This window comes from Paenibacillus sp. FSL R5-0517, from assembly GCF_037974355.1.
Lineage (GTDB): Bacteria > Bacillota > Bacilli > Paenibacillales > Paenibacillaceae > Paenibacillus.
This window is the reverse complement of sequence record NZ_CP150235.1, coordinates 5,943,592-5,955,974: the sequence shown is the minus strand read 5'-3', so window position 1 is coordinate 5,955,974 and position 12,383 is coordinate 5,943,592. Positions and strand designations below refer to the sequence as shown.

The 12,383-nt window shown below is 45.8% G+C and carries 11 protein-coding genes; 9 read left to right on the top strand and 2 right to left on the bottom strand.

All coding sequences use genetic code 11. The features are described from left to right. Positions 1-145 precede the first annotated feature (145 nt). Positions 146-1,615, top strand: coding sequence for an amidohydrolase family protein (locus MKX40_RS26630; RefSeq protein ID WP_339237887.1), 1,470 nt, complete (start codon positions 146-148; stop codon positions 1,613-1,615). 119 nt (positions 1,616-1,734) lie between these two features. Here MKX40_RS26630 and MKX40_RS26625 read toward each other — a convergent pair whose 3' ends face one another. Together MKX40_RS26625 and MKX40_RS26620 are read right to left on the bottom strand one after the other, a co-directional pair. Then, positions 1,735-2,844, bottom strand: a complete 1,110-nt coding sequence (locus MKX40_RS26625) for a hypothetical protein (RefSeq protein ID WP_339237885.1) — start codon at positions 2,842-2,844, stop codon at positions 1,735-1,737. A gap of 200 nt (positions 2,845-3,044) precedes the next feature. After that, entirely contained in the window at positions 3,045-3,251 is a 207-nt protein-coding gene (locus MKX40_RS26620; protein ID WP_091019193.1) for a hypothetical protein, read from the bottom strand. A 329-nt stretch (positions 3,252-3,580) separates the two neighbouring features. On the opposite strand from MKX40_RS26620, the gene MKX40_RS26615 reads away from it, so the two are divergent. From MKX40_RS26615 to MKX40_RS26580, 8 genes are all read left to right on the top strand, one after another. Next, the gene (locus tag MKX40_RS26615; RefSeq protein ID WP_339237882.1) at positions 3,581-5,209 is read left to right on the top strand and encodes a copper amine oxidase N-terminal domain-containing protein; all 1,629 of its coding nucleotides are present in this window, start codon (positions 3,581-3,583) and stop codon (positions 5,207-5,209) included. A gap of 191 nt (positions 5,210-5,400) precedes the next feature. Next, a complete protein-coding gene (locus MKX40_RS26610; protein WP_339237880.1) occupies positions 5,401-5,850 on the top strand; it encodes a disulfide oxidoreductase in 450 nt (149 codons plus the stop codon). A 19-nt stretch (positions 5,851-5,869) separates the two neighbouring features. Further along, positions 5,870-6,313, top strand: a complete 444-nt coding sequence (locus MKX40_RS26605; protein ID WP_339237878.1) for a FixH family protein — start codon at positions 5,870-5,872, stop codon at positions 6,311-6,313. A gap of 92 nt (positions 6,314-6,405) precedes the next feature. Then, the gene (locus MKX40_RS26600; protein ID WP_339237876.1) at positions 6,406-7,386 is read left to right on the top strand and encodes a LacI family DNA-binding transcriptional regulator; all 981 of its coding nucleotides are present in this window, start codon (positions 6,406-6,408) and stop codon (positions 7,384-7,386) included. Between the two features lie 160 nt (positions 7,387-7,546). Next, positions 7,547-8,875 carry an ABC transporter substrate-binding protein gene (locus MKX40_RS26595; protein WP_339237874.1) on the top strand — a complete coding sequence of 443 codons (1,329 nt, stop codon included), beginning with the start codon at positions 7,547-7,549 and terminating at the stop codon, positions 8,873-8,875. 152 nt (positions 8,876-9,027) lie between these two features. Further along, on the top strand, positions 9,028-9,912 hold the full coding sequence (locus MKX40_RS26590) for a sugar ABC transporter permease (RefSeq protein ID WP_091019202.1): 885 nt from the start codon (positions 9,028-9,030) through the stop codon (positions 9,910-9,912). Then, positions 9,912-10,739, top strand: coding sequence for a carbohydrate ABC transporter permease (locus MKX40_RS26585; RefSeq protein ID WP_339243214.1), 828 nt, complete (start codon positions 9,912-9,914; stop codon positions 10,737-10,739). Before MKX40_RS26590 ends, MKX40_RS26585 begins: the two co-directional genes overlap by 1 nt. A gap of 42 nt (positions 10,740-10,781) precedes the next feature. Continuing rightward, on the top strand, positions 10,782-12,344 hold the full coding sequence (locus MKX40_RS26580; RefSeq protein ID WP_339237871.1) for a glycoside hydrolase family 32 protein: 1,563 nt from the start codon (positions 10,782-10,784) through the stop codon (positions 12,342-12,344). Positions 12,345-12,383 lie beyond the last annotated feature (39 nt).

Below are 12,383 nucleotides of genomic sequence, written 5' to 3'. Positions count from 1 at the left end.
TTTTTATTACTCGATTCTTACAAAACCCTTAAGCTCGTGCAAGAGTGTAAGCTTTTTGTAAGGATGAATTAATAAAAAAGCAGGATCCGAACTCTATAATCAAGTTATATCGGTTGATATGATTTATTTTACGAGGAGGATAAGCATGGGTTTAAAGAAAGAAATACGCAGCTTCAGAAAGTCACTGTTAGGGATCTTTGCAATATTGATTGCATTAACGGGAGGTACAGATACTGGATATGCAAGCGTTGAGCCTGTGACTAAGCAGACGCTGGTGCTTGAGCATGCAACGATCGTGGATGTAAGATCTGGAAAGTTAAGCAATGATCAAACCATTATCATAATGGATAACAAGATCAGTTACATTGGAAACAGCAAGCAAACGGCCATTCCTGAATATGCGCAAGTACGGGATGCTACAGGTCAATACGTTATTCCTGGTTTGTGGGATATGCATGTCCATGTGGAAGATAACTACAAAACCGCATTCCCGCTCTTTCTGGCAAACGGAGTGACCGGGATACGAGAGATGGGAGCGTCTTTGAAGAACGTCGATATATGGAAAACAAGTATGCGTGCCGGTATGCCTGCCCCACGTCTTGTCTATGCGGGATCTACTTTAAATGGAGGTCCAGCTGATGAGGCTCCCCACATGTTTTATTTAAACACAGAGGAACAGGCACGGGAAGCCGTACGTCTTAACGTTGCACATGGAGCGGATCATATCAAGGTATACTCCTGGTTGCCTCGTTCTCTGTTTCTGGCGGTCATAGATGAAGCCCAAAAGTACGGTTTGCCGGTAGTGGGCCATTTGCCGGTTGAGGTACGTGCCACTGAAGCCATTCAACTCGGATTCAAGAGCATAGAGCATCTGCACGGTTTGTTTATTGCCACTTCAAGCATTGAAGACGATATTTTCAAGAATGCCGACATGAGCGATTTACTTGGTTATTCATTGGCGGAGATCGAGGCGTCTGAATCCTATGATTCTGTTAAGGCCAACAAGCTTTTTCGCAAATTCAAAGAAAAGGGAGTCTGGCCTGTACCGACCGTTGTTACCTATGTGAATATGGCCAAAACCGAAATCGATCAGCGGTCCAAATACGTACCGACGGCCGTGCAGAAGCAATGGGCTGAAGTGATTCGTGCCACTCCTCCCGAACAAACGGAATTAATGGAAGCGATCAATTCCCTAACGCCAGGCATGGTCAAAAAATTGAATGATGCCGGCGTGCCTATGCTTGCAGGTAGTGATTCCAGTTTCGAGATGACTAACTTTATATACGGTATATCTCTGCATGATGAGCTAGAGTTGCTAGTTAAGAGCGGCCTCACCCCGCTACAGGCTTTACAGGCGGCAACGCTGAATCCGGCGCGATATTTGGAGAGAGAGCAGGAATTGGGCACGGTAGAAAAAGGAAAGCTCGCCGATCTCGTGCTGCTCGACAAGAACCCGCTGGAAGACATTCGAAACACGACAAGCGTCTCCGCAGTTGTCTTGGATGGAAAACTGATGGAGAAGCAGACTTTGGACCGAGCGGTACAAACATACCCGGTGATAAAGGTTGCCGATCTAAAAGATGAACCTGAAGAATCCAAGCCTTCTGTCCAATAAACCCTTTTTAAGTGTAGATCCTGTTATGAAGATAAACCGGATAAAAATAGCCAAGGCACAGTGTTATTACTGTGCCTTGGCTATTATATTTCCATTTTTTAATAATAAGGGTGCATCAATTATTTCACTTTTTGTACGGATGCCGCCATTTGCTCCAGTTGAGTGTGAGTCAATTGGTTATTCGGTGAGCTGAGGGTTACATAACGATCATCCAGCTTGAACGTGAGCATATCCGTTTGGTCTGGTGTATACCATTTGGCGGATACGCCATTAGGCAGTTTAACCGTTTTGCCATCATAGCTGAACGAGTAGTCTTTAGGAGATACCGTGACATTCATGCGATTAAAAACAAAGTTAACACCATCGCCGCCTGCACCTACGCTTTTGAACGTGTCTCCGGCAACCATATGTTGTGGGGCATAAGCTGTTGTAAACCCGTCAAACTTCGCAAATGCTTTGCGAATGTTATCCAATTGTTGCTTGCTGTAGTTCACATCTGCGAATGCAGTGATCCCTTGATCATTGTTGCTGTTAGATTTTTGAACAGAGACAGCGACTTGTTGCAACTGAGCTTGACTCAACTTATGATCCGGCGAGCTAAGGGTAACGTAGCGATCTTCCAGTTGGAACGTGAGCATGCCCGTTTGGTCTGGTGTGTACCATTTGGCGATAACGCCATTGGACAGTTTCACGTCTTTGCTCGTATAACCGTCCGAATAATCTCTTGGAGATACATCCACTTTCATATGGTTGAAAACAAAGCTGACGCCGTCGCCACCTGCCCCTACACTTTTAAACGTGTCACCTGCAATCATCTGCTGAGGAGCATAAGCTGTCTCGAACCCATCGAATTGTGCAAAAGCCTTTTGAATTGCCTCTTTTTGTGCTGCGCTATACGTTACATTCGTCAAGGCCGAAGGATTGCTCGTGGCTTGGCCGATAATGACCTGACCTTTTTTGCCGTCATAGGATACAGGCACATGCAGCGCATCGGCAAGCGCACGTACAGGCAGATAAGTAGAGTTGTTATAGGTAATTGGAGCCAGTTTTTTGCCATTGCCATCGGTTGGTGAGTAAGCCGCGCCATCTACATTGAAGCTAATTCCATGGTTAAGGTATGCCGAGATCTTCTCCAGCTGCGTTCCGGCAAATACGCCCGTTGCTCCTGTTAATGTCATGCCCAGTACCATCATCGTTGCTACGGATTTCTTCATGTTCTTTTTCATCATATATCTCTCCTTCAAGTTGGGGTTTGGTTTAATTTAATGGGCTCGCTGTCCCTTATGGCTTTATATTAAACCCCGAACATATCCAGAATAATTCTGAATTATCTCCAACTTGTAAACATGTGTGTAGAGACGGAGGATGTAGAACGAAAACGGAAGCTGCTAGGCATGTTTGAACGTATTCTTTGCTGAATTGAAACATTCTAGTTGAAGAGATAGAGGACTAGTCCGCCAAAACCAAGTACAATCGCACCAACGTATACATAGGAAAGTTTACTGAGGTTTTGCTTTGTGCGTCGATCATATTCGGGGTTGCTGGTCTGATTGGCTTTGGAATTACCGATAATCAGGGTAGCAATACCCCCAAACAAGGCGATACCGACAATTAAAACATAAGGCAACCAGGTCATGAATGGACCTCCTTCGCGAATAAGTTGATATGTCTTCATTGTACTTCAGGATAACCTTTGATGTAAGCTTTAATTGAGAAATATAGGGAAATAAAGTATCTGTCTTACAGTATGTAGGTAGTCTTGGAACGGAAAGATCACTATAATTTTAGTTTTTTTTAATTCAAAAAAACCTTGATACATCAGGCATCTACAGCTTTCTTCACTGAAGGCTGTAATTTTTTTTGCCCACAGAGTGATCCAGAATAGAAAACCCTGCGTTACACCCTATGAAGACGACGACGAGGAAAGAAATTATACACAAAACATAATCGAGGAGTGAACACGTAATGAAAATGAAGATGAAGAAGTTTATCGCACCTGTACTTAGCTTGACACTGTTGATGCCGGGGATCGCTGGAGCAGCATCCGCTCCACAGACACCAATGACAATGATGAAAGCTTCCGTGAATACACCTGCGGCTGACTTGAGAGCAAACCTGGACCACCTGCTGTCCGAACACTTTGCACTCGCAGTAACGGCAATGGCCAAAGCATATGACGGAGCAAAAGATGCAGATGCAGCCTACAAAGCACTCGACCAGAATGCACTGGATATGCAGCCAGCAATCGCTTCCCTATATGGTGAGGCAGGTGCCAAAGAATTCGAACGTATCTTCCGTGCTCATAACAAATACACCGATGATTTGGTGAAAGCAACCAAAATGGGCAACCAGGCTGGCATCAAACAAGCACAGGCAAACATCAACGGTTTCGTGGATGAGTTCTCCACGTTCCTGAGCACAGCTACCGAAGGTAAATTGCCAAAAGCAGCAGCCAAACAAGCTCTGCAAGTACATGAAGATCTCGTGCAAAAAGTATTTGATGAGTATGTAGCTGGAGATTACGCTGATGCATACAAGGCTTACCGTGAAGGGTTCAAAGAAATGTTCGACGTAAGTAAGGCACTTTCCACAGCAATTACTACACAAATGCCTGAGAAATTCGAAAATAGCAAAGCAGATACAAAAGCAGCTGATCTGAGATCTGCACTCAACCATTTGGCTTCCGAGCACTTTGCGCTTTCGGCTCTGCAAATGCAAGAGGAATATGATGGACGTACAGCCGCTTCCAACGCACTGATTACAGCTGAAGCTGGAAACACAGCTGACTTCAAAGCAGCGATTGCTTCCGTTTACGGTAACGATGGTGCCAATGCTTTCGAGAAAATTTGGGTAACCAATCACGTTAATGCGCAAAGCGATTATGTAAAAGCTGTGAAAAACAACGATGCTGCGGCTCGTGCAGCAGTAGAGAAACGTATTGACGGATTTACAACAGAATTCGCAGCATTCCTGGATTCCGCAACAGCTGGTAATCTGCCAAAAGCAGCAGGACAACAAGCGCTGACAACACATGAAAATCAAGTGCAAAACGTATTGAATCAATATGCAGCAGGCAACTATGATGCTTCTTACACAACGAATCGTGAAGGCTTCAAAGTGATGTTTGGTGTAGGTCAAGCCTTGGGTAACGCAATTGTGACTCAATTTAACGACAAATTCCAAGAGCCAGCAACACCTGCACCAGCACCAGAAATGACAACAGTATGGATGCAACTGAACAGCAAAATGCTGAAAATTAACGACAAAACAACCAACATGGATACCACACCAGTGCTTTGGAAAAACACAACCTACATTCCATTGCGTTTCTTGAGTGAAGGTATTGGCGCAACAGTGAAATGGGACAAAAAAGCACAACAAGTAACGGTAATGGCTGGCGATGATACCCTTGAATTCTGGGTGAACAACAACGTTATGGAAGTGAACGGCGTGAAGAAAAACGTGGGTGCAACGGTATTCGTAAACAAAGATGGACGTACGCAAGTACCTCTGCGTTTCATTGCTGAACTTCTGAACTGGGATGTAAAATGGGCACAAAAAGATGGTTCTATTACACTGACTAAATCCATGTAATACAACGTTTTTCATAACAGAATCAACCAAAAAGAGCTGCCCCATACGGCAGCTTTTTTTGGTTTCACCCATAAGTTCAAATATTTGGTATAATCATCGAGAATGACCTACATAACAGCTGGAATAGCCGATGAAGTCCAGAATGAGGTATGATAATTTGGCATAAGCAAAATGAAGAGGGGGACAGAGGAATGAGTACATCATCAAAATCGGAGCGTCCAGCGAAAAATGTGGATACCCGGTTATTTGTTGCTTGGGCGGTATCGGTTATTGCAACAGGGGGGAGTCTCTATTTTAGTGAGATCAAGGGCTATCTTCCATGTGATCTGTGTTGGTATCAGCGTATATTCATGTATCCACTAACCATCTTGCTGGGCATTGCCTACTTTAAGGATGACGTGGGCATCACGAAATACGTACTCCCACTTAGTTTCGTCGGTGGCGGCATTTCGTTATATCATGTAACGATCCAGCGTATTTTTTCGGCTACAGGTAATGCCGTAGCGTGTGGCAAGGTTCCATGTTATACCGACTATCTGAACTGGTTTGGTTTCATCACCATTCCACTACTGGCACTGATCGCCTTTATTATCATCATTGTGATGCTGTGGGGTATCGGCAAAACACCCAAATCTTCTTGATAAGAAAGGATAGATGGTGATGAGCGTACAAGCTCGTTGGTTCATGCCCTTTTTGGTGCTAATGTTTTTGGTCGCTGGCTGCTCCTATGAGGAACAGGCTGCTTCCGGGGAGATGCCAGAGATGGTTCGGGTGAAACTTGACGTTCCGGAGAAGGCTACTCTTCATAAACCAACACGGTTGCAGGTGAAGCTTACACAGGGAGATGCACCGTTAAGTCATGCCGACAATGTGCAATTCCAGATCTGGAATGAGCTTGATGATCCGCCTTCTGTATCTCCGGAGCAAGGTATGATGACAGCTGAAGAACTGGAGAATCAAGGGGCTATTACTGCCAATGAGACAGAGGAAGGGCTGTATGAAATCCAGCATACCTTTGAAGAACCAGGTACGTATGTGGTACAGGTCCATGTTACGCACGGAGCAATGCATAGCATGCCGAGAGCAAGAATTGTGGCGGAATGAAGCAGCGGGCGGATACCAAGGGTTTGGTTCAGGGTGAGCAATAGGTTTATAATGTTAAAGGTATGAAGAATGTTGTAGGAAAAGAGGCTGTTATGGCAACTATTCATGATGTTGCACTCAGGGCAGGAGTTTCTGTAACTACCGTCTCGCGTGTATTAAACAACCGGGGATATATCAGTCAGAAGACTCGGGATAAAGTGTATCAAACCATGGACGAACTGAACTATCGACCCAACGAAATTGCCCGTTCTCTTCTGCGTAAGCAATCCAATGTTATAGGCTTGATTATTCCCGATGTATCTCATCCGTTTTTTGGAGAACTGGCTAACTATGTTGAGTACCATGCATACCAGAATGGATTTAAAATTATGTTATGCAACTCCCACATGGACCCTTCCAAAGAGCGTGAATATGTGGAAATGCTCAAGGGGAATCGCGTGGATGGCATTATTATGGGAAGTCATACACTGGAAGTCGATGAGTATATGAACCTGCATTCCCCAATTGTGACCTTTGATCGTAAGATCGGTGAAGACATCCCTTTTATCTCATCTGATAACTATCAGGGAGGGGTTATGGCTGCTGAATTGCTACTCTCGAAGAACAGACGGCATTTGGCACATATTTGCGGTAATTTGGAATTACAAATGCTCTCCAATCGCCGGACGACAGGTTTCGTTGATACATTGCAGGCTCATGGAGTCAAGCCGGTCATGATTCATGAAACCGATCTGAATGTGTTTGATCAGCATCAGTATACGGAATTGGTGGATAAGCTGCTTGCACAACACCCGGAGGTGGATGGGCTGTTTGTAACGAGTGATCTGATGGCGGTGCATGCGCTGAAGCAGATCGTGTTAGGTGGGCGCAAGGTACCTGATGAGATCGCTATTGTAGGTTATGATGACAGTCGTGCGGCAGGGTATACGGTGCCTGGCATAACAACGATTAGGCAGCCGGTGGAGGCTATGGCTAAGCTGGCGATTGATCTGATTCGCCGCCAGATCGCGGAAGAGAAGATCGGAATGGAGCATATTTTGCCAGTTACCTTAGTGGAGAGAGAGACGACCTGATACAGGTCGTTTTTTCCTGTTTGTCCTTTTGCCTCGAAAAAATCAAGGCGCAATATTTTTTTTAAATGGTATGTCAAACGATTGACATGTCAAACCTTTGACATTATAATTCGATTTGTAAGCGTTTCCTTTTAAACTACTGATCGGGGGCCATAACAAGATGAAAAGAGAACAGAGATGGATGATGAAATTATCGGTATTGTCTTTGATTATGATGCTTGTATTGTCAGCATGTGGAAGTAAAGCAGCGACGGAGTCCAACTCCTCCTCAGAGGGGAGCAGCAGTGAGAGTGTCAAAATCACCTTGCTCAATTCCAAGTCGGAAATTAACAGTCAGCTGGAGCAAGCGGCTAAAGACTTCCATGCCGAAAATCCAAATGTCACACTAGAAATTGTACCTGTAGGCAGTGGACAGTCTCCGTTTGAAAAAGCGTCTGCTTTGTATGCTTCCGGCAGTCCTACAACGATGATGATGCTGGATACAGGGGATGTCGAGAAATTCAAGGATCGTGTTCTGGATCTCACATCCGAGTCTTGGATGAAGGACGCTGTGGAGAATAGCACAGCGGCTACGACGTTTGATGGCAAAAATTATGCCTTCCCGTTCTCTATTGAAGGATATGGATTCATCTATAACCAGAATGTTTTGGATCAGGCAGTAGGTGGAACATTTGATCCAAAGTCTGTACAGACCACTGCACAGCTTGATGAGCTGTTCCAAAAGATCGCTGCTACTGGAAAATCACCTTTGATTGTATCTCCGATGGATTGGTCGCTTGGTGCGCATTATCTGGGGCTTGCATATGGTGGGCAGTCCCCGGACCGTGCGAAGGTGGATCAATTCATAACTGATCTGAAGGCAGGTCAAGTGGACCTTGTTTCCAACGCCGTGTTTAATGGCTTGTTAGATACATTTGATCTGATGAAAACGTACAATATTGACAAGGCTTCTCCCCTGTCCGGAACTTATGAACGTGGACCTGAGGTGCTTGGCAAGGGTGAGGTTGGCATCTGGTTCCAGGGCAACTGGGCATGGCCGCAAATTTCAAGCTTTGATACAGCAGATGGAAAATACGGCTTCCTGCCAGTACCTGTGAGCAATAATGCAGATGATTTCGGTAATACGCAAATCTCTGCTGCCGTATCCAAACGAATATTGTTGGATAAGGAAAAGAGCACACCAGCACAACAGGAAGCTGCGAAGAAATTTTTGGAGTGGATTGTTTATAACGAAAAGGGTCAGGATTTCCTGGTGAATCAAGCCAGTATTATTCCGGCATTCAGCAACATTACACTGGAGCCGACCGATCCGCTTGGCAAGTCCATTAGTGAATACATCAAGGCAGGCAAAATCGAGGAATCAATGAGTACACTCCCTGCGGATCACTGGTCCAAACTGGGTGCGTCCATGCAGAAATACTTGGCTGACGTCATTGACCGTGCCGGACTTGCGAGCGAAATTCAGGCATACTGGAGCAACGTGAAATAAAGGATAAAGGAATTAATTTTAGCCCTGAGCAGCACATAGAGAGAGACTTGCGGTAAGCCGGAGATGATGAATGTACAACTTGCACACGAGGTCTGTTCGTTGTTTCCGGTATAACCGTTAGGCTAATTATTTGGATAGAGTGGAGGTTGACAATGCTGACCGAAAAAGGATTATGGACACGCCTGCGAACCCGCCTGATCTTTACTGGCCCGACATTATTTGCGTTTGCTACAGTAATGATTATTCCATTTCTGTATGGTATTTATTTGACGTTTACGAACTGGGATGGCATTGCCATCGATCAAAACTTTGTTGGCTGGGATAATTATATTGGTGTGTTCAAGGACACCGTGTTCTGGAAATCATTCGGGATGACGCTGGAGTACGTATTTATTACCGTTGTGCTCACCAATGCGGTTGCTTTCCTGCTCGCTTATGCGGTAACCCGGGGAATGAAGGCGCAGGGCTGGTTTCGGGCCGGATTTTTCCTGCCGAATCTGGTGGGTGGAATCGTGCTTGGTTTCATCTGGCAGTTTATTTTTAATCAGGTACTCGTCTTTGCAGGACAAAAAATGAACCTCACTCTGTTTTCCACCTCCTGGCTGGCTGACCCGGACAAAGCGTTCTGGGCACTCATTGTGGTGACTGTTTGGCAGTATGCCGGCTATATGATGGTTATCTACATTGCAGGACTGATGAATGTGCCGAAGGATGTTATGGAAGCAGCCAGTATAGATGGGGCAAGTAATCGCAAAATGCTGGCGCGTATTGTATTGCCGCTGATGGTTCCTTCGTTTATTGTCTGCATCTTTTTGTCACTGCAACGGGGGTTCATGGTGTATGATCTGAACGTCTCCCTGACCAGTGGCGGGCCCTTCAAGAGCACCGAGATGGTATCCATGCATGTCTATGAGCAGGCCTTTCTTGCTCGTGACTACGGATTGGGGCAGGCAGAAGCCTTTGTGCTGTTTATCCTTGTAGCCGCCATTACACTGCTCCAGGTTTATTTCAGCAAAAAACTGGAGGTCGAGGCATGATGGCTGGACAATCGCGGATTCTTAACTGGATCAAGTTTAGTGCATTAATCGTTGTAATGATTTTGTTTGTATTTCCGTTTGTACTTCTCATCGTCAATTCGTTCAAGGCTAACCAGGCAATTACTTCCGATCCGCTAGGGTTACCAAGCTCCTTTCAATTCGATAATTATGTCAATGCGTTTGACAAAATGGGATATGTATCCGCCTTCAGCAATTCGTTGCTCATAACCATTGCAGGTGTATTACTGATTGCTCTTTTTGCGGCGATGACAGCCCATTACTTTGTTCGTCACAATAGCAAGGTGAACCAGTATCTCTTTTTCCTGATGGTAGCTGCGATGATTATTCCGTTTCAGGCTATTATGATTCCGCTGGTTAAAATATACGGCTCGCTCAGCCTGCTGGATAACAAGTGGTCGCTGATCTACATGTATATTGGCTTTGGCAGTCCGCTCGCCGTATTTATCTATCATGGCTTTATCAAAAGTATTCCCCTGGAGCTTGAAGAGGCGGCTCTAATGGATGGCTGCGGCAGAGTGCAAACCTTTTTTCGAATCGTACTGCCGGTGTTACTGCCAACAACCGTAACGATTAGCGTGCTGAATGTATTGTGGATATGGAATGATTTTCTGCTGCCATCCCTGGTGCTGACATCATCCGAGCAGCGTACGCTGCCGCTGTCCACGTTTTATTTTTATGGGACATACACAGTTGATTACGGTCCATTGATGGCTGGTCTGGTCTTGACCTTGCTGCCAGTACTGACCGTGTATCTGTTTGCGCAGAAGTACATTATTCAGGGGGTCATGCAAGGGGCTATCAAATAAGTTCAGTTGGGTGATATAGAGAGAGACAGGAGTGAAGGACATATGAACCAGGAACGATACGAGAAACAGGAAATAGACACAAGGCAAGAGACAGACCTTGGACTGACGAGTGCTTCGGCTCACACGAAGGAGAGTTATACACTCGCCCGGGCCAACGCATATATCAAGGAACATCGGCACCAGGTTGATCCAACCTATCGAATGGCCTATCATTTGATGCCAGAAGTGGGCTGGATGAATGATCCCAACGGCTTCATATACTTCGGTGGGATGTATCATATGTTCTATCAGCATTATCCCTACGAACCGGTATGGGGGCCGATGCACTGGGGCCATGCGGTGAGCCGTGATTTGGTTACGTGGTCTTATCTACCTGTTGCACTGGCACCCGATCAGAGCTACGACAGTGGAGGCTGTTTCTCTGGAAGTGCAATCGTGCAGGATGGCAAGTTGGTGCTGATGTACACGGGGCATGTGGTGACTGGACCCGACAAGGATAACGATTACTTGCAGACACAGAATATCGCTGTCTCGGAGAATGGAATTGATTTTGTCAAAAGCGCAATGAATCCGGTCATTCGGCTGGATCAAATCCCAGAGCATACCAGTCCGAAGGACTTCCGTGATCCGAAAGTGTTTGAACGAAACGGTGTGTACTATTGCGTCCTTGGATCGAATGATGCTGCGGGCAAAGGTGTCATTCTGTTATACCGTTCAGTGGACTTGCTGGATTGGAGTTATGTTAACATTATGGCCCAGAGTGACGGGACGCTTGGCGACAATTGGGAATGTCCCGATCTGTTCACACTGGATGGCCGAGATGTGCTGATCATGTCTCCGCAGCGTATGCCTGCTCAGGGAGATAACTATCGCAACTTGCATTCAACCGTTTATATGATGGGAACGCTGGATGAAGACCAAGGTGTACTGAAATACGAGGAGTACGTTCCGCTGGACCGTGGCTTCGACTTTTACGCACCTCAGACGATGGAGGATGCACAGGGACGACGAATCATGGTGGCTTGGATGGATACGTGGGAAACGGAAATTCCGACACAAAAGTCTCATGCCTGGGCTGGAGCGATGACTCTGCCGAGACAGCTAATTCGTAGAGGAGACCGATTGATATTCCAGCCGCTTCCCGAACTTATACAGTACAGGTCTGATGGCAACGAACAGTACGGTATACAACTAAATGGTGATGAACATGATCTTGATCTTGGAATCAGCGGAGACCGTTACGAAATGTATGCTGTATTCGAAGCGGAACAGGCACGACAATTCGGATTGAAGCTGCGCACGGGTGAGGATGAAGAAACCGTGATTTCCTATGATGTGCAGCAGCGTCGTCTATGCTTAAATCGCGAGCGAGCCGGACAAGGGCCGGGGGGAGAACGTGCTGCGACCGTGGAACTGCTTGACGGGAAACTGGAGCTTCATATTTTTATGGATGTCAGCTCCATTGAGGTGTTCATTCAGCAGGGAGAGCAGGTAATGACAGGACGGATATATCCTGGGCCGAACTCAACAGGTATTAAGGCTTTCGCGTCCGGAACGTGTACATTGACCGAACTTCGCAAATGGGATATACGAATTCCTCGATAAATTGTTTCTAAAATTCAGCCTTGACCTTGAAGTATACTT